Below are 19985 nucleotides of genomic sequence, written 5' to 3'. Positions count from 1 at the left end.
CCCAAGACCCTTGCGGCGGGAGCGGGCGGCCTCTTACGATTGTAGTCATCTAGATGACTAGGAGGGTTTCCATGGGTCGGTTGCAGGAACGCTTGGACCAGGCCGCGGCCGCCTCCCGCGGAGTCCTGGTCGGTTATCTCCCCGCCGGCTACCCGACGCCGGACCTTTTCACGGCCAGCGCGCGGGCGGCCTTCACCGCGGGTCTGGATGCCCTCGAGGTCGGCCTCCCCGGACCGGTTCCCGACCTCGACGGACCCGTCATCCAGCGTGCGTGCCTCGACGCGGCCCAGTGGGGCCTCGACGTCCCGGCGGCCCTGCGTCTGGCTGCGGCGGCGCGGCACGACCCCGCCGACCCGCTCATCGCCCTCGCCTACCGCGCCACCGCCGACGAGCGGGGCGTCCCCGCACTGCTCGACTCCCTCGTCGAGGGCGACGCGGACGCCCTGCTGCTCCCGGAGCACTCGCTCGCCGACCAGCTCGACGTGGCCCAGCAGGCGTCCGCCGGCGGTGTCGACTCGGTGCTCTTCCTCTATCGCGAGGAAGACCTCGGGCTCATCAGCGGGTGCGACCTCGACCGTCCGATCATCTATCTGCAGTCCGCAGATCTGCGCACCGGGGGACGGTTCAACGCCGACAAGGCCCTCGAGCGCCTCGGCGAGCTGAACGACGCCATGGGTGGTCGGGCGTATCGGGTCCTCGTGGGCTTCGGCGTACGCGGTCCTGACGAGGTGCGGACCGTGGTGCGGGCCGGCGCCGACGGCGCCATCATCGGCACCCGTCTGGTGGCCGCCGCCGGTGAGTCGCCCGACGAGCTGGGCCGACAGGTCGCGGCCGCGGTCCCCGCCCTCGCTGACCGGGGAGCAGATTCCGTACGCCGCGGAGGAGTCGGCGGAGCCGTGGGGGGGTACGCCCGATGACCTCCCCCTACCCCGCCGGCCGCGCCGGGACCGCGCCGTGGTCGCCCACGCGGGTCGCCTTCGACCGCGACGACGGCACCCCCAAGTACACCGCCATCGCCCGCGCGATCGCGATGTCGATCACCGACGGCGACCTCCCCGACGGCCAGCCGCTGCCCTCGCAGAAGGAGCTCGCGCAGACCTTCGGCGTCACCGTGATGACGATCCGCCAGGCCCTGCGGGTGCTGTCGGACCAGGGCCTCATCACCGCCAAGCAGGGGCGCGGCACGTTCGTCAGCCACCCGCCCTTCGCGCTGGCCACAGGGGCGCTCAGCAGCTTCTCCCGCCAGATCGAGCGCTCCGGCCGCCAGCTGCGTACGGAGTTCCTGAGCTGGAAGCAGGTGACGGTCTCGCCGATGGAGCAGCTGCGCATGCACCTGCCCGGCCCGACCGCCCACGAGTTGACCCGCGTGCGCTACGTCGACGACAAGCCGGTGGTGCTGCAGGCCTCGCTGGTCCCCGACGAGGTCGCGCAGCTCCTTGACCCCGCCGACCTGTCACGGACGCCGCTGTACGCGGTGCTCGAGGACTCCGGCCTGCAGGTGAGCTCGGCCAACGAGCTGCTGCAGGCGACCACGCTCGACGAGGAGTCGGCCGGGCTTCTGGACCAGCAGCCGGGCGCCCCGGCCATGTTCAGCGCCCGTCTCACCTTCGACGCCCGGAACCGCCCGCTCGTCGACGACCGGGCCCTGATCGTGGGGGACGCGGTCGTCATCTGCGTCGAGCGCTCCGCGAGCGCGGTCGTCCCCATGATGTTGCGAGCCGACCTCGATCTGGCTGAGGAGCCGGTCCTCGCCCGCGAGGGGTGGTCCCGATGACGGACGCCCCCGTGCTGACCGCGACCGGTCTCACGAAGAGGTACGGGTCGGTCGATGTCGTGGCCGACATGGGCATGTCGCTGATGCCGGGGACGATCCACGGCCTGATGGGCGAGAACGGGGCGGGCAAGTCGACCGTCATCAAGATGCTCTCCGGAGCGGTGACGCCGTCGGGGGGCGCCATGATCCTCCGCGGGGAGACGTACGCCCCGGCCACCGTCCACGAGGCCCAGAACGCCGGTGTCGTGGCGCTGCCCCAGGAGCTGCTGCTGGTCGGCGCGCTCCCGGTCGCCGACAACATCTTCCTCGGCACCCGGCACGAGACCTCCGGCAGCCTGATCCACCGCCAGCGCCAGCGGCGTCGGGCCGAAGCCGTGCTGGCCGAACTCGGCCAGCGGTTGCCGATGACAGTGCCGGTCAGCGAGCTGTCCCCCGTGCAGCAAACCATGGTGGCGGTGGCCCGCGCCCTCGCCCGCGAGGCCCGCGTCCTCATCCTCGACGAGCCCACCGCCGCCCTGACTGACCAAGAGATCGAGCAGTTCTTCGCGGTGCTGGCCGGGCTGAAGGCCACGGGGGTGGCCATCCTCTACGTTTCTCACCGCATGAACGAGATCTTCGCGCTGACCGACGTCATCACGGTGATGCGCAACGGCCACCACGTGTGGACCAGACCGACCTTCGAGGTCGACGAGCCCACCGTGGTGGCGACGATGATCGGCCGCACCCATGAGACGCGCTCGCGCCCCAAGCTACCAGCCGGCGCCGAGGCCTCCCTCGTGGTCGAGTCCCTGACCGGCAACCGACTGCGGGACGTCTCGTTCACCGCGGAAGCGGGCCGCGTGCTCGGCGTGGCCGGGCTCGCGGGTTCGGGGCGCAGCGAGCTGCTCCGCACGCTCGCCGGGGCCCAGCGTGCCCGCACCGGGACGATCACGTTCGAGGGCACGGAACTGTCGGGCGCCTCCATCCGGACGCGGATGCGCCGCGGGGTCGCCCTCGTCCCCGAGGAACGCCGCTCCCAGGCCCTGGTGCTGGCCGACTCGATCGAGGACAACATCGCCCTCGCCAACCTCGACCAGGTCAGCAGCGGCGGTGTCGTCAGCAGGCGGCGGGTGTCCGCCCTGGCGCGGACGACGATGGACGACCTCGCCATACGCGCCGCGTCCATCCGCCAACCGGTGGAACAGCTGTCGGGCGGCAACCAACAGAAGGTCGTCCTCGGCAAGTACCTGCGCCGCCAACCGCGGCTGCTGCTGCTCGACGAGCCGACGCGCGGGATCGACGTGGGCACCAAGCAGGAGATCCACGACCTGATCGGCGACCTGGCCGACGCCGGGGTGACCGTGCTCGTGGTGTCCAGCGAGATCACCGAGCTGCTGAGCGTCTGCGACGAGATCCTCGTGCTGCGGGAGGGCCGCGTGAGCGCGCGGATCCCCGCGGCCGGCGCCACCGAACAACAGGTCCTGACCCACTGCTACCGCAAGCCGGAGGAATCATGAGCTCCCACGCCGACGTGACGCCCGCACCGAAGAGGGCCGGGAGGGACCTCTACCGCCGAGTCGCCCAACTGGGCACGCTGCTGGGTCTGGTCGCGCTCCTGCTGCTGTTCACCGCCCTGCGGCCCGAAGTGTTCGCCACGCCCGAGAACGGGATCAACATCCTCGAACAGCTCGCGGTCCTGGCCATCGTGGCGATCGGCCAGACCGTGGTGATGGCCGTCGGCGACTTCGACCTGTCGGTGGGCAGCCTGGCCTCGCTCGTCGGTGTGGTCGCCGCGGGCCAGTTGCTGGCCGGACGACCCATCGTGCTCGTCGTGGCCCTGGCCCTCGCCATCGGCCTCGCTGCCGGGCTGTTCAACGGGTTCCTCGTCTCCTATCTCGGGTTGTCGGCGTTCATCGCCACCCTGGCCACCATGACGGCCTTCAGCGGCCTTGCGCTGCTGCTGAGCAACGGCACGACGATCTTCGGGCTGCCCCCGGCGTTCGTGAACCTCGGCCAGGAGCGGGTGGGCGGGATCCCGCTCGTCGTGCTCTATGCCGTCGTGGTCGGGGCCGTCGTGTGGTTCACGCTCAGCAAGACCACCCTCGGCCGCTCCTGGTACGCCGTGGGCGGCAACGCCGAGGCGGCGCGGCTGTCGGGGGTCAATGCGCGCCTGGTTCGCTTGCTGGCGTTCTGCGTGTCGGGGGCCAGCGCGGCGCTGGCGGGCACGATCCTCACCGCGCGGCTGGCCTCGGGACACCCGACGGCCGGCGACGCGATGATGCTGAACTCGATCGCCGCGGTCTTCCTCGGCATCACCCTGTCGCGTGCGGCCGTCCCGACCATCGGGGGAACACTGGTCGGTCTGGGCATCGTCGGCGTACTCAACAACGGCCTCAACATCGTCCAGGTCAACAGTTACGTCCAGCAGGTGCTCACCGGCCTCATCATCATCCTGGCCGTGAGCCTCAGCCGGTTGTCGCGGAGGCCGTCATGACGGTCCTCGGCGTCGACCTCGGCACCAGCGTCGTCAAGGCCGCGGTGTTCGACCCGGCGGGCCGCGTGCTCGGGGCCGGCCACGCCCCCCTGACGACCCATTGGGCGGGCCGTGTGCACGAGCAGGACCCCGCGGACTGGTGGAACGCCCTCGTGCAAGCCGTGCGTGCGACCGGAGCCGCCGACGACTCCGTCTCGGCGATCGGGTTCACCGGCCAGATGCAGACCCTCACCTGCGTGGGGCCAGACGGTGCGGCGTTGCGTCCGGCCATCCTCTACAGCGACGACCGGGCGACGGCCGAGGCCGACGAGGTACGCAGCGATGTCCCGGAGTGGGACGCCCTGACGGCCAACGAACAGGACGGGACGAGCATCACGGCCAAGGCCCGGTGGCTGGGGCACCACGAGCCGGGCGTGCTCGAGCGGACCGAGGCGGCGCTGCTCGGGGCGCCGGGCCACGTCATCGTGCGGGCCGGGGGCGCCGCGGTCTGCGACGCGACCACCGCCGCCACCACGGGGTTGATGGACTTCGGCCGCCGCCGCTGGGAGCCGACGCTCGTCGAGGCCGCGGGCCTGCCGCCGCACGCCATGCCGCGCCTCGAGGACGCCCCCGCGGTGGCCGGCGTCCTTGCTCCCGACGCGGCCCGCGAGCTGGGGCTGCGGGCGGGGATCCCGCTCGTGCACGCGCTGGGCGACGCCGGATCGACGACCCATGGGTTCATCGGGCTCGACCCGGGCAGCGCGTACCTCTATCTGGGGACCTCCGCGTGGGTCGCCGCGGTGGGTCCCACCCCCGAGGTCCCCCGGGTCGGCGCGGTGCACCACCTCTCGCTGCCGGGCTCAGCGTGCCTGCGGATCGGCGCGGTCCTCAGTGGCGGTGCGGCGGCCGACTGGGCCCGCCGCTACCTGCTCGGCGATGTCGATTTCGCCACGGCCGACCGCCGCGCCCGGGAGCGGCTCGACGTCGTCGATCCTGCCCACCTCCCGCTGTGCCTGCCCTCGCTGAGCGGCGCGCGTACGCCGGTGCGCGACATCGCGGCCCGGGGGGCGTTCGTAGGGGTCGACGCGGGGACGCAGCCCGAGGACCTGTACCTGGCCGTGCTGCTCGGAGTGGCGCTGGACCTGCGCTGCGCCGCCGACCTCATGGGTGGCCCGCCCTCGGCGCTGCCACTGGTGGGCGGCGGATCGCGTTCGCCGGCGTGGCGCCAGCTGCTGGCCGACGCCTTCGGCGCCGACATCCTCACCACTTCCGCCGATCTCGACATGGTGGGAGCGCGGTCGGCGGCGGCCTGGGCGGCCGAGGCGACCGGCGACGCCCTCGCCCTGGACCCCATCTTCCGACAGGACGACGGAGTCGTGCGTACGCGACCCCGCTCGCCGCTGTCCGACGCCCGTATCGCCCAGCACCTGCGTTTGTACGAGGCGCTGGCGACGACCTTTCACGACCTGTCCAACCGAATTCCTTGACACAACGACGTGGGAAGAGAGATCACGATGTTCACAGCGCGCATCCGCGCCATCATTGCCGTGTTCGCAACGGCAATGCTGGCCCTGACAGGCTGCTCCGGCGGCTCCTCCGGCTCCGAAGGTGGTGCGACGGCTAAGCAGGTCAAAATCGCCATCGTCACGCCCTACCTCGCCAACGCGGCCACCAAGAAGGCCGTCGACGAATTCAAGTCGCAGGCCAGCCCGCTGGGCTGGTCGGTGTCGGTGACCGACACCGCCGGTGACATGAGCAAGCTCAACAGTGCGTTCCAGGACGCAGCGGTCCAGAAGCCGAGCGCCATCGTGATGGTCTCGGGCGATCCCACCCAGGCCTCCCTGGGGCTTAAGGCCGCCAAGAACGCCAAGGTGCCCGTCTACACCATCGACGCCGCACCCGTCGACGGCGTCACCGCCAACGTGGCGTCCGACAACGCGGGGCTCGGCAAGATGAGCGCGGAGTCCCTCGTCGCCTCGATGGGTGGCACCAAGGGGCTCGTGGTCATGCTGACCCACGACCCGCACCCCGGGGTGAACGCGCGGGCCAAGGGCGCCGAGAAGGTGCTCACAGAGCAAGGCATGACAATCCAGAAGATCCACGTGAACGTCCCCGGTCCGGTCGACAACGCCCGCAAGTCCGTGCAGGACGCGATCTCGGCCAACGGCGACGCCATCAAGGGCATCTGGGGTGGCTGGGACGAGCCGGCTCTCGGCGCGGTGCAGGCACTGGACGCCGCAAGCAAGAAGGTGCCGGTCGCCGGCGTCGACGGCCAGGACTTCGCGCTCGCCGAGATCAAGAAGCAGGGCAACTTCAAGTCCACCGTCGCGCAGGACTGGCGCGCGATCTCCGGCAAGGTCGTCGAGCTCATCAAGGCCCAGGTCGAGACGGGCAAGGCCCCCGAGAAGAACGACTTCCAGCTCCCGGGCCAACTCCTGCAGGACTGACGGTCACTGCGTACGCCCACGGCGCCGGCCCCCTCGGGGCTGGCGCCGTTGGCATTTGCCGTGTCCGCGCCGGTGGCATAGCCTGTGCCATCGGCCGTACGCGGCCGCGGGGCTATGGCGCAATTGGTAGCGCACCTGCTTTGCAAGCAGGGGGTTAGGGGTTCGAGTCCCCTTAGCTCCACCCCGCGCACAAGGCTCGAACCCTTGCCCGAAGAATCATTGGGCTGGGTTCGGGCCTTGTCGCCGTTCTGAGCCCAGTTGAGGGCGTTGGCGTTGACCTCGGGGTCGAGCAGCATCTCGAAGGGCTGGTTGTTCTCGACGCGGAGTTCGTCGTCCTCCTCGATGTAGACCTTGGTGAAGAAGGCCTGGTTGCACAGGCGCCGGTTGGCGTCGTCGCACCGGGCGTAGATTTCGGCGCAGTTCTCCAGCAGGTTCAGAGCGTCGTCCAGATGGGCGCGGGCGTCGGCGTACTCGCCGTGGTGGGCATCGATGCGGCGGTTGATGCTGTCCAGTTCGGTGAGGATGCGGTCTTGTTCTCGTTTGAGCAGGGACAGCGGGATGGCGTCGGCGTAGTGGGCTTGCAGCAGTCGTTCTTGTTCGTGCTGGAGCCGGTCGCGACGGATGGTGAGGCGGGCGAGTTCGTCGGTCTCGGCGGCCATGAGCTGGTCGAACTCGTGGTGCAGCATCCCGGCGAGGGCTTCGCAGTGGGCGGGGGTGATCTGGATGCGCTGGTAGTAGTCCTCGATCAGCTTCTCCACGTCGGCGATCAGGACCGCCCCGCGGGCACAGTCGGTGCGCTTGGAGTGCCGGCCGGAGCAGAAGAAGTAGCAGTAGACGTTGCCGTGCCGGTTCTTCGCGTTGGACACGATCAGCCGGGACCCGCACAGCCCGCAGTGGATGGTGCCTTTGAGGTAGTGGTCGTGGACCTGCGTGGCCTCGGCGGCAGACTTGTGCGCGGTGAGCACCGCCTGCACCTGGTACCAGACCTCGGCCGGCACGAGCGGTGCGTGGGCGCCCTTGTAGTTGACGCCGCGGTAGGTGACATCGCCCTTGTAGTACGGGTTGGTCAGCAGCCGGTGCACTGAGGACACCGCGAGCGGCTTGGACGGGCGTTTCGGGGTGGGCAGGCTGAGCAGTCCACGGGAGGTGAGTTCGTCGTGGAGCTGGCTGACGGTCCAGTTCCCCGAGGCGTAGGCCTTGAACGCCCACTCGATCAGCGGAGCACGTTCGGGATCGAGCTGCACGGTGCGGACCTCACGGCCGTTCTGGTCACGTTCGCGGACGTTGAGGTAGCCCCAATCGGGCCCCGACACCAGCCGCTCGACCGCGCCGGTCAGCTTCTCGTGCAGCTCGTCGAGCTTCGCCTCGCTTGCTTCGCGGGCTTCCTGCCTCGTCGCCATCTGCTCTGGCCTCCTCCCGGCATAGACCGCGCCCAGCAGAGGGCGGCGGTGCACCAACGAGGTGCGCCAGGAGAACCAGCAGGTATGTCGAGACGGTCAGCGGACTACGAGGTCGGTAGGGTGGCCGTCAGGAGAACTCGTGGTGCGCCTGACGTAGGACATACCGGCCTACCGGAAGTCTCCAGCCCGGTGGGGTTCGGTGCCGGGATGCTCCCGATATCCCGCTCGTGATGCTCAGATCGGGAGCGGCGTTCAGCTCGCGCGCAGGGTCAACTGCCGGTACCGGGTGGGGGTGAGCCCGACGTATTTGCGGAACTGCTGGGCAGCGTGTCCGCGGCTGCGCCAGCCGACCTCCCGCATCGCCGTCTCGATCGGCAAGTCGGTCTCCCGCAACGACTTGGCAAGGTGTTCGGCGCGGAGCATGGTCAGATACGCTAGGGGCGTCTTGCCGTAGGCGTCGATGAACACCCGGCTGAGCTGCGAGGGCGACAGATGCACCCTGGAGGCCAGGACGTCGAGGGTCCAGTGTTCCTCCGGTGCCCGGTGCAGCAGCTCCGCTGTGCGGCGGGCTTCGGCGCGCAAGGGCGCGAACTGGCGATGCCGTGGCAGTGTGGGTCGGATGTGCGCGCGCTGCGACGCCGATATCCGTACCGGCGAGACCTTGACGAACGGGGCGATTTGCGTGGGCGATGCTGAACCACACCGCCTGCATCCGGTAGAAGTTCCGGGGAAAGCCACCCTCGATGCTCCGCTCGACCAGCTCATCCAGCCACGGCATCAGCATCCCCGCGCGCTCTTCACCGAGGCGAAGTACCTGCGCCGGCTCTGAGTAAACAGTCTCGGCCAACCCCTGGGCTTCGAGCCGATCCTGCAACAGCCCGGCGTGCTGCCAGAACACCTGGTCGATCACGTAGTCGGTGTCCAGGTAGATGGTGGTGACAGTGATCTGCCCTTCGGGCTCCGAGCCGCACAGCACGTTCGCACCGAGAATCACCGCGTCGCCGACGTTGACGGGCTTTTGCCCGAACTCGCTGAACAGGATCGCCGAGCCGGACCGGACGACGATCACCTTCACACAGTCGTACGCCACCGGGCCGACCGGCGAATGGACCGTCCGCGTCCGCGCCAGGATCGGCTGAAACGATTGAGTTTCGGGCGTAACCGAACGCTTCGCAGCTTCAGCTCGGAGTCCCATCGGTCAGCTCATCACTGGTCGCACTTGCCCGGCGTCAGACGAACGAGACGGTCTTCGAGGACGGTGGTGCCGTAGGGAGCGATGCTCGATCTGCTGTGCGCCATGATTGGCCCTTTTTCTCTCGCCCCGTCTGCTCGAGTGGTGCGAGATGGTGACACCATGTTGGGGATCGAGGCGCGAGTCGGGCGCTCCATCAGAAGCAAACGAGATCGGGGAGGAGGCCCGCAGCTGAGCACCGACGCCGCTAATTATTCCGCGAGCGCGTTTTGGCGGTCACTGGCGCCTGATGTCCTGCGAGATGCGGTGATGAGACGGGTGGCGATTGCTCCGATGACAGCTATCGCGCACGAGGCCCACAGCGCCGCCGCGAAACCTGTCGTGAGTGCGATTGGTCCGGTTCCCGCATGGTCGGTCTTGACGTCAGCCAAGAGGGCGAGGAGGGCTAGCCCTATTGCGCCGCCTCCTTGGTATGAGGTGGTCGCGAGTCCGGATGCGGCTCCGGCAAGTTGTGGTGTTGCGTCGGATGTACAGACGACGAATGAGCACACGATCGAGACGCCGAGACCGAGCGCCCATACGGTGGCGGGAACGACGAAGGTGAGGAGCAGACTGCCTTCTATTCGCATGAGCACCGCCCATGCGGCGAGGGATATCGCCTGGAGAACCAGGGCGCCCATCAGGGTATTGGGCGCTCCTACTCGGAGAAACTTGGGTGCGAGCTGGGTGCCGGCCAACATCGCGGCCGGTACGGGCAGATAGACCAGGGCGGCCGACAAGGGGTCCAGTCCCCGAACTTGCTGGAGATAGAGGGTGGTGATGAAGAACGTGCCGAGCAGGATGGTGCCGACAAGCACGAAGATCAGGTTTCCGATCGCGATGGTTCGTGATCGCAGCAGCTCACGTGGGACCAGAGGATTGCGGCCGACCGCCTGACGGAGGCTGAACGTGAGCAGCAATGCTGCGGCGGCTCCGAATTGCAGCAATGTTGGGACAGACTCCCAGCCCTGCGCTCCACCGCGCAGCACTGCCACGGTCAAGAAGACGAGGCCGCCGGTCAATCCCAACGCGCTGAGTATGTCCAGGTGTGCCCCGGTTCGGCGCTGCCCGCGCGGGAGGAGGTGCAGTCCGGCCACGACAACGAACAGTCCAATTGGGATGTTGATCAGGAAGATCCAACGCCAGCTCGTCGCGGTGAGTGCGCCACCGAGCACGAGGCCGATCGGAGCAGCCACCCCAGCCATGCCGCTGAACGCGGCGAGGGCCTTGTTCCGAGCTGCCCCCGCCGGGAACAGGTCGGTGATCAGGGCGATCGCCGAGGGCATGGCCAGTGCGGCTCCGACGCCTTGGCCGACCCGGCTGGCGATCAACTGCCACGGTGCAACAGCAACCGCGCACAGGACGGAGAAGCCAGTGAAGGCCACGACGCCGGCGAGGAAGAGCGCCCTTCGGCCTACCAAATCGGTTGCGCGACCGGCGACCAGCATGAAACCGGCCAGCCCGATCAGGTAGCCGTCGACGACCCAGGCCAGCATGGTGGGTGAGAAGCCGAGCGAATCGCCGATCGACGGCAAGGCGATGTTGACGATCGAGGCGTCCATGACCGCCAAGAACTCGATGAGTGCCAGGACGCCGAACGCCCGCCAGGGGCTTCTGTCGCTCATATCCCGGCTCCGCCCGAAGCCTCGATCCGCTGTCCGGTCAACCAGCCGCTGTCGCTGGACGCCAGGAAGGCAACGACGTCTGCGACGTCAGTCGGTTTCGCGACTCGACCGAGCGGTGACAACCCCGAGACGAACGCCCTGGCCTGCTCGTTTCCGAGCCAACCGGTGTTCATGTCGGTGTCGATCACGCCGGGTGCCACCGCGTTGACGGTGACGCCACGAGGCCCGAGCTCTTTGGCCAAGGCGACCGTGAAGGTGTCGATTGGAGCCTTGCTCATGGCATAAGTCATGAGATATCCCTCGACGCCGCCGCGAGTCAGATTGGCCGACATGTTGATGACGCGGCCCCCGTCTCGCAAGATCGGCAACAGCGCCTGAGTCACGAAGAAGACGGCCTTGGCGTTGACGCTGAAGAGCCTGTCGAACTCCGCCTCCGTCACGTCGGCCATCGGCTTGCGAACATCCCCGATGCCCGCGTTATTGACCAGGACATCCAGGCGGTCGGCGTGCTGTTCCAGGTTCTGCCGGATCTGAGACGCGGCGTCAGAGGCCGTGAAGTCCGCCCGCATCGCGAAAGCCTCACCACCGTCGCCAGTGATGGCTGAGACTGCCTCAAGAGCGGCCTTCTCATTGTGCCCGTAGTGAATCCCGACTCGTGCGCCGTCCCTGCCGAGTCGCTCCGCGATCGCCCGGCCAATGCCGCGTCCGCCTCCGGTCACCAAGGCCGTCTTACCGTCCAACACGCCCATCGCTACACACCTCATCTGTTCTGTAGGAGTCATTCCAGAAGGACCGTAGCACGTTCTGTAGCGATCGTTGTAGAATGGTTGGCATGCCGAGCAACCGTGGACGCCCGCCCGGGTTCGACCGGTCTGCTGTGCTGCGAGAGGCGATGCTGGCCTTCTGGCGTCACGGCTACCAGGGTGTGTCGATCGCAGACCTCACGACCCTCACCGGCCTTCAGGCGTCCAGTCTCTACGCGGCCTTCGGAAGCAAGCAAGAGCTCTTCGAGCTCGCTGTGGACTGCTACGCCAAGGAGTTCGGCAGTTACGTCACCAGCGCGCTTGCCGATCAGCCGACGGCCTATCGTGCAGTGCGGCAGTTGTTGCGGGAGGCCGCCAGAACCCAGAGCCTTCCCGGACTGCCACACGGCTGCCTCATCATCCAGGGCGCGACGAACACACCGCCGAGATCGACCGATGTCGTAGAAAGTCTCGCGCGACGGCGAAGGATGACGGTCACGCTGATTCAACAGCGCATCGACGCTGACATCGACGCCGGTAAGCTCCCCACCGAAACCGACGCGCGGAACCTTGCCGAGTACGTGGTTGCCGTTCAGCAAGGCATGGCTCAGCGGGCACGAGACGGCGCAGACACGGAGACGCTCGAAGCGATCGCCGACGCGGCGATGTTGGCTTGGCCCTCCAAGGTCCCGTAGCCGAAGGCTGCCGTCAAAGCCGAGACCGAGTACGTCACTCCCGTTCCGTCGTCCTGCCACCCTTCTACGCCGGAAAGGCCGCGACGGCGCCCGATGACCGTGGCTCGATCGGGCCACCCCGCTGAGCCGCCACGCGTCTTGCAGGTCGAGGTGTCAACCAAAGTTGACGGCGCATTCGCGTGGTCAGCGCCCGCTCACCTGGCCGTCGAGAGTCGGTGGCGTGGTGACGGTTTCGATGCGCGTGATGAGGGCGGGCGATGGCTAAAAGTACCTGCTGCGCACGGTCGCGGCCGCGGACGGTGACCGCGAGCTGTCCACGCCTTTGACGAGGTACTACGTGGAGGCGGGCACCCCGCCGGGCCAGTGGCTTGGGTCCGGCGTCGTCTCGCTCGGGAAGGGGCAGCTCGCGGTGGGTGATCGGGTGTCGGAGGCTCAGCTCCAGCTCTTGATGGGGATGGGACGTGACCCGATTACCGGCGGCCCGCTTGGTCGCGCGTTCCCCGCCTACAAGTCCGTGTCGGAGCGAATCGGAGCTCGGATCGCTGACCTCGACCCGAGCCTGAGTCCGGGCGCGAAGGGTGAGGCGGTCGCTCGGATCGAGGCCGAGGAGACCGAGCGCGGCAGACGGCGGGCGGTGGCCGGGTTCGACTTCACCTTCTCTGTTCCGAAGTCGGCCTCGGCGTTGTGGGCGGTTGCCGACGCAGGGACGCAGGCGCTCGTCGGGGAGGCGCATCATCGGGCGGTTGCGGAGGTGGTTGCGTTCATGGAGCGCGAGGTTGCAGCCACCCGCTCTGGTGCAACCGCCGGTGACGGTGCGGTTGCGCAGGTCGATGTGACTGGGTTGGTGGCGACGGCGTTCGATCACTTCGATTCGCGCGCCGGCGACCCCCATCTGCACACCCATGTCGTCATCTCCAATAAGGTCCAGACCGCGTTTGACGGAAAGTGGCGGTCGCTGGATGGGCGGCCGATGCACGCCGCCGTGGTTGCCCTGTCGGAGTTGCACGAGGCGGTGTTCGCCGATCACATGACCCGCACTTTCGGCGTCGAGTGGGAGGCCCGAGACATGGGTCGGGACCGGAACCCGGCGTGGGCGATCAGCACCGTGCCGGAGAAGTTGGTCCAGGAGTTCTCCACCCGTGCCCGGCACATCGACGCCGAGAAGGACCGGTTGATCGCCGAGTACGTCGCCCGGCACGGCCGCCAACCCTCCACAGCCACGATCATCAAGCTGCGCGCCCAAGCCACCCTCGCCACGCGGCCGGAGAAGGAGGTGCGGTCGCTGGCCGACCTCACCGCCGAGTGGCGCACCCGCGCAACTGGTGTGCTCGGTCAGGACGCCACCGCCTGGGCGCGCACCGTGACGGACAACGACAAGCCGCTGCTGTTGCGAGCCGATGACGTGCCCTTGGATGCGATCGGCGAACTCGGGCAGACCGTGGTCGAGGTGGTGGGTGAGAAGCGGTCCACTTGGCGGCGGTGGAACCTGATGGCCGAGGCGTCGCGGCAGACGATGGGCTGGCGCTTCGCCACCATGCACGACCGCGAAGCCGTCGTGGCGATGATCGCTGACGCCGCCGAGTCCGTGTCGCTGCGGTTGACGCCGCCCGACCTCGCCACCAGCCCGGCCGCGTTCCGGCGGGTGGATGGCACGAGCGTGTTCCGCCCGAAGCACTCGACCCTGCTCTCCTCCGAGCCGCTGTTGGCTGCCGAGGACCGGCTGCTCGACCGCTCCCACGCGATGACCGCACCCACCGTCGCGCTGCGCACGGTGGAGAGGATCACCAAGCGGCCAGACCCCGAGGGACGAATGCTCGGCGACGACCAGGCCGACGCGCTGATGAAGATCGCCGTTTCAGGCCGCACCCTGGATGTGCTCATCGGCCCGGCCGGCGCCGGGAAGACCACCGCCATGTCCGCGCTGCGCCGCGCGTGGGAGAAGGAACAAGGCACCGGGTCCGTGGTCGGGCTCGCACCGTCCGCCGTGGCCGCACAGGTGCTCGCTGACGACCTCGGGATCGCGACGGAGAACACCGCGAAGTGGTGGCAGAACCACCTCATCCACGGTGAGGACTTCCACGCGGGTCAGCTCGTCATCATCGACGAAGCCTCGCTAGCAGGCACCCTCTCGCTGGACCGGATCACGCACCTGGCCGAACGAGCCGGGGCGAAGGTGCTGCTGGTGGGCGACTACGCGCAGCTCCAGTCCGTGGACGCTGGCGGCGCCTTTGGACTCCTCGTGGGCGATCGCGGCGATGCGCCGGAGCTGGTCGACGTGCACCGGTTCACCCACGAGTGGGAGAAGACCGCCTCCCTCGCCCTCCGTCACGGACGTACGCAGGTGATCAACACCTACTTCGACCACGACCGCATCCGCGACGGTGACGCCGAGGCGATGACCGACGCCGCCTACACCGCTTGGCGCGCCGACCGGGAGCACGGGTTGGTGTCGGTGCTGGTCGCCGAGACCCGCGACGACGTGACCGCCCTCAACCAGCGTGCTCGTGCGGACCTGATCCTCGACGGCACGCTGAAACCCGGTCGGGAGGTCGAGTTGAACAATGGCACCGCGGCGGGGGTCGGGGACACGATCATCACCCGCCGCAACGACCGCCGCCTACGCAACGGCAAGGACTGGGTCCGCAACGGCGACACCTGGACCATCACCGGCGTCCGCGACGACGGCTCGGTCACTATCCGCAAGACCGGCCGCCAGTTCGGCGGCTCCATCGTCCTCCCCGCCGCCTACGTGTCCGATCATGTCGATCTTGGATACACGATCACCGCCCATAGGGCGCAAGGTGTCACCGTCGATACCGCGCACGTGCTGGTGGAGCCGACCACCACGCGGGAGAACCTCTACGTCGCGATGACCCGCGGCAAGCACTCCAACCACGCCTACGTGATCCTCGATCGGGACGACGAGCACGCCCACCCGCAGCCGGGCGACAACCCTGACGCCACCGGCCGATCAGTGCTCTACGGCGTGCTCCAACACGTTGGCGCGGAGCTGTCCGCGCACGAGACCATCACCGCCGAACAGGAGCAGTGGGGTTCGATCGCCCAGCTCGCCGCCGAGTACGAGACCATCGCCGCTGCAGCCCAACACGACCGCTGGGCCACCCTCATCCGTGCCTCTGGTCTGACAGCCGAACAGGCCGACACCGCGATCGAGTCCGAGGCGTTCGGGGCACTCACCGCCGAACTGCGCCGCGCCGAAGCCAACCACCACGACCTCGACACCTTGTTCCCGCGACTGGTGGCCGCGCGCGGGTTCACCGATGCCGACGACATCGCCTCCGTCCTGCACTACCGGGTGGCTCGCGCCACCGCACGCCCGGCGGGCTCGGGCCGCACCCGCAAGGCACCACGGCTGATCGCGGGACTGATCCCATCCGCGGACGGCCCGATGACCCGCGACATGCGGCAGGCACTCGATGAACGGCGCGAGCTGATCGAGACCCGCGCCGACGCCGTGCTCGACACCGCCCGCGATGCCGGAGAAGCCTGGATGCGGCCAGTCGGTGACCCGCCGCGCGACCCGCGCAAGACAGCGGCGTGGCGACGGCACGCCCGCACGGTCGCGGCCTACCGCGACCGGTACGGCATCACCGAGGACACGCCACTCGGGCCGGTACCGGAGAACGCGGCGCAGAAGATCGACGCGGTTCGCGCAAGAAGTGCACTTGCACAGGCAGAGCAGGCCGCTCGCCAGTCCGGGGATCCCACCGAACGTCGCCCGATCGAGCGGACCTCCCCCGAGCGGAGCCTTTGATCTGAGCCCGAGGGAGTGTCGGTGCGGCGGCGTAGAATAGTTACATGGGTGTAGTTCCTGCAAGTTCGACCGGTCCCGGAGGCGAGATGCCTACCGGACAGGTCTCCGTGCCCGGACGGCAGGACCACCCATCTACGACGATCGAGCCAACCACCCCATCCGTCAATCGCTTCCAGATTCTCACCCTCGACGGTGGCGGAGCCAAGGCACTGTTCACCGCTCACATGCTGGCGCGGCTGGAGCAGGACGTCGGAGTGAGCATCACCGACTCCTTCGACTTGATCGCCGGGACGTCGGCGGGCGGGATCGTCGCGCTCGCGCTGGGCGCCGGCCTCACCCCGAGCGAGATCGTCGGGCACTATGAAGAACTGGTCAAGGCGGTCTTCCCGGCGGCGCGCCGGCGATTCTGGCGGCGTCCGCGTCAACTCACTGCACCCATCTACGACGGCGATGCGCTGCGCAACGCCTTGACGAAGGTGCTCGGCGACCGGCTGCTCGGAGACAGCGCGAAACGGTTGGTCATCCCCGCGTGGGACGTTCAACGAGGCGCCGTGCACATCTTCAAGACGCCGCACCACCCGCGACTGCGTCGCGACGGCCGCATTCCGATGGTCGACGTCGCGATGGCGACGAGTGCTGCACCGGCCTTCTTCAAGGCTGCGCGTGTCGACGGGCAACGACTAATCGACGGCGGCGTCTGGGCCAACAACCCTTCCGTCGTTGCGATCAGCGAGGCGGTGAGCATGCTAGACGTGCCGTTGGAAGCCATTCGGGTACTCAACGTCGGTGCTGTTGACCAGCGGACCACTCACCCTGAACGACTCGACATCGGTGGCTGGCTCAATTGGGCCAAGCCCGCCGTCGACCTCACGATCACCGCGACGAGCCGGGGTGTGCAAGGCACCGCCATGCACCTGGTTGGCAAGGACGACTTCGTCCGCTTCGACGCTTCAGTGCCCGGCAAGGTCTTCACGATCGACCGAGCCAGCCCCGGAGCGCTCGCGGGCCTGGCGGCTGGCGAAAGTCGAGCACTGAGCCCGCTTTTCACCGAACGCTTCGCTGACCACGTCGCGAGGCGCTACACGCCTATCTCTTCGCCGGGTAGCGACCGCACGGTCGAATCCGGTACTTCGACGACGCCTGGAGGCACAGCATGAAGCACACCGACTACTTCAAGAACTTTCTGGAAAACACTGTCAACTTGCCCGATTCCAAGGTCAACCTGCTTAGCGCGAGGGTTGACGCGATCTACAACTGTCTGAAGAACGATCCCGACCTGAAGCCTCGGATCAAGAAGAAGGTGCCCCAGGGCTCCTGGCCTCAGCGCACAATTATCAAGCCAGTCAACGGCAAGGCCTTTGACGGCGACTTTATGATCCAGATGATCGAGGAACCCGACTGGGCATACGACCTGAAGAAGTACGGCGACGCCATCTACAACGTGCTGCATGCAACCTCGCCCTACAAGAACATGCCGCACGGTCGTAAGTGCCGCTGCGTCTACGTCAATTATGCCGAGAACGCGATGCACGTCGATGTTGTCCCCTTCGTGCTACGTGACGACGGCACGCAGTGGATCATCAACCGCGATGACAACAAGTGGGAACGCACCGACACTGACGGCTTCACCGACTGGATGAAGAAGAAAGACGGGATCGCGAACAAGCGCTTGCGAGAGGTCATCCGTATCATGAAGTTCCTGCGCGACCACAAGAACTCCTGGACTGGTACCAAGTCGATCCTGTTGACGACGCTGCTGGGCGAGCGGGTCGAAGAGTGGCGCAAGGTGCTCGACAGCGGGTACTACAGTGATCTCCCGACAACTCTACTGCACATCGTCTCCGACCTGGACGACTACCTACAAGCCAACCCGTACAAGCCGGTCATCATGGACCCATCTGGTTCGGGCACGTCGTTCGACCACCGCTGGAGCCAGGAGACATACTCCCACTTCCGCAAGCGGATCAACGTGCATGCCGCTGAAATCAAGGATGCCTATGACGAGACTGACTTCGACGAGAGTGTGAAGAAGTGGCAGGCGTTGTTCGGTGATGGCTTCAAGGCGCCAGCCAGTTCGGGGTCTTCCGGGTCCTCCGGAGCAGGCAAGTTCAGCGCTGTCTCTAGCGCCGCTGCTGCCGCCTCAGTGTCAACCGTCAAGCATTCGGGTCGCGCTGGGTGAGCACGAAACGCACCAGCGAGTGGCAAGCTAGGGTTCTCACGGACCTGGCCGCCTTCGCTGCCGCGTTCCCGGGGGAAGTCGAATTGATCGGCAAGCCGCGGCACAGCGATGGCGAGATGCGCCTTCGGCTAAGGGTCCTTACCCGGGAACTTGAGTATGTGGATGGTGGGCTCCGGCTACACGACCACGAAGAGTTCCACGTCATCGTAGGGCCGTCCGACCTCTCACCTCCGAGAGCCGAGGTCGATCACCTCCGGTTCCTCGACCATGCACATGTGCTTCAGGGCACCCGACTGTGTCTGTACCTCGACCCCTCCCGGGAATGGGACCCGATTGGAGGATTCGGGGGTTTCATCGACAGACTCATCGAGTGGCTTGGCGACGCTGCCGCTGGACGTTTCGATCCTCAAACCGCCCTCTACCACGCGGTAGGTGGTGTGTTGCACGAGACACCTGGCGCGCCGAGCGTGGTCGTGCGCGACTCACTCTCCTCGGGCCGGCTCGTCCGCCACGGCTGGTTCATCGAGCGTTCGCCTCTGCGCTACGACCTGGTGCTCGACCGTGACTATGCGCAGAGCGGGCCTGCACGTGACTCGGCTCAGCACGTACCGATCGTCCGCCTCGATGCCGCGTTGCCTCTGGGGGCCGGCACCACCTTGCTCTCCCTGCTCAGTCTTGTCGAAGACCCGTACGCAGGACACATTGCGCCTGGTGATGCCTTTACTATCGAGCGCTACCTGACGGGGCATGCCGTCCCACTGCTGACTGCCCTTGCTGCAAGCGCAATTCGCAAACCCGCTGGCACGCCACAACGGCTCATCATCGCAGTCCCTCACCCTGCTGGTGGCCCACCGCACCTACTGGCTGCCAGCGTGCCGGGGGCGGGCGCCGACCGAATCCGGGCACTGGCCCGCGCCAGCACAAAGAGGAATTCCGTGATCACCATCGATCCCGCCAGAATTGACCCCGATGTAGAGATGGACTGGTTACCAATCTCCGACCAGCGCCCCGAGATAACGACGCGACGCGACGCGACGCGACCGGTCTCCTCGTTCGCAGGCAAGACCGTGCATGTCTGGGGCTGCGGCGGTCTGGGCTCGTGGGTTGCGGAGTTTGTCGTCAGAGCGGGGGCCACGAAGGTTGTGCTGTGTGATCCAGGCCGTATCGCAGGCGGGCTCTTGGTTCGTCAGAACTTCATTGAGACTGATGTGGGCGAGTCAAAGGTGCAAGCTCTGGCCACGCGCTTGCGCGCAATAAGCGACGCTGTCGAGGTGGAACCTCGTGAAGCGCATGTCCCCGAAGCCTCGGACCTAGACGATGCTGACGTCATAATCGACGCGACCATCAGCGTCGCGGTTGGCCGCATCCTCGACGCTGTGGCCGCAGCCGCCAAGCGCCCGGTTCTGGCGCAGATGGCATGCGACGTCCGAACCGGGACGCTTGGGATTCTCAACGTTTCAATGCCACCGGAAACCGCAGGCTGTTGGACGATCGACCAGCGCGCCGGGAACGCGGTGAGGACGGACGGCGCACTAGATGTACCCGGCCATCAGGTTGGTAGCCGGCTGATCGGTGGTTTGCCTCCGAGTGCGCTGTGGCATCGTTCAGTGTTGTAGTGCTCGAGCCAAGGGGCAAGTGCGGCGGCACGTTCGGTGTTGCTGGTG

General features: G+C 67.5%; 15 protein-coding genes, 1 tRNA gene and 2 pseudogenes. 13 read left to right on the top strand and 5 right to left on the bottom strand.

The features are described from left to right. Positions 1-71: 71 nt before the first annotated feature. The 7 genes from CGZ93_RS14100 to CGZ93_RS14070 all read left to right on the top strand — a co-directional run bounded on the left by CGZ93_RS14100 (position 72) and on the right by CGZ93_RS14070 (position 6854). On the top strand, positions 72-917 hold the full coding sequence (locus CGZ93_RS14100) for a tryptophan synthase subunit alpha (protein WP_176451778.1): 846 nt from the start codon (positions 72-74) through the stop codon (positions 915-917). Further along, positions 914-1774 (top strand): GntR family transcriptional regulator, encoded by an 861-nt coding sequence (locus tag CGZ93_RS14095; protein ID WP_094364796.1) that lies wholly within the window; start codon positions 914-916, stop codon positions 1772-1774. The genes CGZ93_RS14100 and CGZ93_RS14095 overlap by 4 nt, the downstream gene beginning before the upstream one ends. After that, the gene (locus CGZ93_RS14090; RefSeq protein WP_141211221.1) at positions 1771-3270 is read left to right on the top strand and encodes a sugar ABC transporter ATP-binding protein; all 1500 of its coding nucleotides are present in this window, start codon (positions 1771-1773) and stop codon (positions 3268-3270) included. The genes CGZ93_RS14095 and CGZ93_RS14090 overlap by 4 nt, the downstream gene beginning before the upstream one ends. Further along, the gene (locus tag CGZ93_RS14085; RefSeq protein ID WP_094364794.1) at positions 3267-4247 is read left to right on the top strand and encodes an ABC transporter permease; all 981 of its coding nucleotides are present in this window, start codon (positions 3267-3269) and stop codon (positions 4245-4247) included. Before CGZ93_RS14090 ends, CGZ93_RS14085 begins: the two co-directional genes overlap by 4 nt. Further along, complete coding sequence (locus tag CGZ93_RS14080) at positions 4244-5713, top strand: xylulokinase (RefSeq protein WP_094364793.1); 1470 nt, start codon at positions 4244-4246, stop codon at positions 5711-5713. The genes CGZ93_RS14085 and CGZ93_RS14080 overlap by 4 nt, the downstream gene beginning before the upstream one ends. 27 nt (positions 5714-5740) lie before the next feature. Next, positions 5741-6673: a sugar ABC transporter substrate-binding protein gene (locus CGZ93_RS14075; RefSeq protein WP_094364792.1), complete on the top strand. Its 933-nt coding sequence runs from the start codon at positions 5741-5743 to the stop codon at positions 6671-6673. A gap of 108 nt (positions 6674-6781) precedes the next feature. Further along, a tRNA-Ala gene (locus CGZ93_RS14070) sits at positions 6782-6854 on the top strand. A 610-nt stretch (positions 6855-7464) separates the two neighbouring features. Here CGZ93_RS14070 and CGZ93_RS19575 read toward each other — a convergent pair. After that, positions 7465-8073 (bottom strand): annotated as a pseudogene (locus CGZ93_RS19575) (recombinase family protein); the annotation flags it as partial. A gap of 252 nt (positions 8074-8325) precedes the next feature. Further along, a complete protein-coding gene (locus CGZ93_RS19570; protein ID WP_229117472.1) occupies positions 8326-8655 on the bottom strand; it encodes a helix-turn-helix domain-containing protein in 330 nt (109 codons plus the stop codon). A 37-nt stretch (positions 8656-8692) separates the two neighbouring features. Between CGZ93_RS19570 and CGZ93_RS19565 the strand changes: the two genes are divergently transcribed. Then, entirely contained in the window at positions 8693-8902 is a 210-nt protein-coding gene (locus tag CGZ93_RS19565) for a hypothetical protein (RefSeq protein WP_229117471.1), read from the top strand. Positions 8903-9516: 614 nt separating this feature from the next. Here the strand turns inward: CGZ93_RS19565 and CGZ93_RS14055 are convergent. Further along, a complete protein-coding gene (locus CGZ93_RS14055) occupies positions 9517-10929 on the bottom strand; it encodes an MFS transporter (protein WP_094364791.1) in 1413 nt (470 codons plus the stop codon). Beyond that, positions 10926-11678, bottom strand: coding sequence for an SDR family oxidoreductase (locus tag CGZ93_RS14050; protein WP_094364790.1), 753 nt, complete (start codon positions 11676-11678; stop codon positions 10926-10928). Before CGZ93_RS14050 ends, CGZ93_RS14055 begins: the two co-directional genes overlap by 4 nt. An 83-nt stretch (positions 11679-11761) precedes the next feature. Between CGZ93_RS14050 and CGZ93_RS14045 the strand changes: the two genes are divergently transcribed. The 5 genes and pseudogenes from CGZ93_RS14045 to CGZ93_RS14025 all read left to right on the top strand — a co-directional run. Continuing rightward, positions 11762-12367: a TetR/AcrR family transcriptional regulator gene (locus CGZ93_RS14045; protein WP_094364789.1), complete on the top strand. Its 606-nt coding sequence runs from the start codon at positions 11762-11764 to the stop codon at positions 12365-12367. Positions 12368-12689: 322 nt separating this feature from the next. Beyond that, positions 12690-16142, top strand: a complete 3453-nt coding sequence (mobF, locus tag CGZ93_RS14040) for a MobF family relaxase (RefSeq protein WP_229117470.1) — start codon at positions 12690-12692, stop codon at positions 16140-16142. An 86-nt stretch (positions 16143-16228) separates the two neighbouring features. Then, positions 16229-17299: a CBASS cGAMP-activated phospholipase gene (locus tag CGZ93_RS14035; RefSeq protein WP_229117469.1), complete on the top strand. Its 1071-nt coding sequence runs from the start codon at positions 16229-16231 to the stop codon at positions 17297-17299. After that, complete coding sequence (locus tag CGZ93_RS14030; protein WP_094364787.1) at positions 17296-18321, top strand: SMODS domain-containing nucleotidyltransferase; 1026 nt, start codon at positions 17296-17298, stop codon at positions 18319-18321. The genes CGZ93_RS14035 and CGZ93_RS14030 overlap by 4 nt, the downstream gene beginning before the upstream one ends. A 116-nt stretch (positions 18322-18437) precedes the next feature. Further along, positions 18438-19781 (top strand): annotated as a pseudogene (locus CGZ93_RS14025) (ThiF family adenylyltransferase); the annotation flags it as partial. Positions 19782-19870: 89 nt separating this feature from the next. Here CGZ93_RS14025 and CGZ93_RS19560 read toward each other — a convergent pair. Continuing rightward, a partial coding sequence (locus tag CGZ93_RS19560; protein WP_141211006.1) for an integrase core domain-containing protein occupies positions 19871-19985 on the bottom strand: 115 nt, incomplete at its 5' end.

This window comes from Enemella dayhoffiae (assembly GCF_002250625.1).
Lineage (GTDB): Bacteria > Actinomycetota > Actinomycetes > Propionibacteriales > Propionibacteriaceae > Enemella > Enemella dayhoffiae.
The sequence above is the reverse complement of the archived record's forward strand: the minus strand, read 5'-3'. Positions and strand labels throughout refer to the sequence as shown.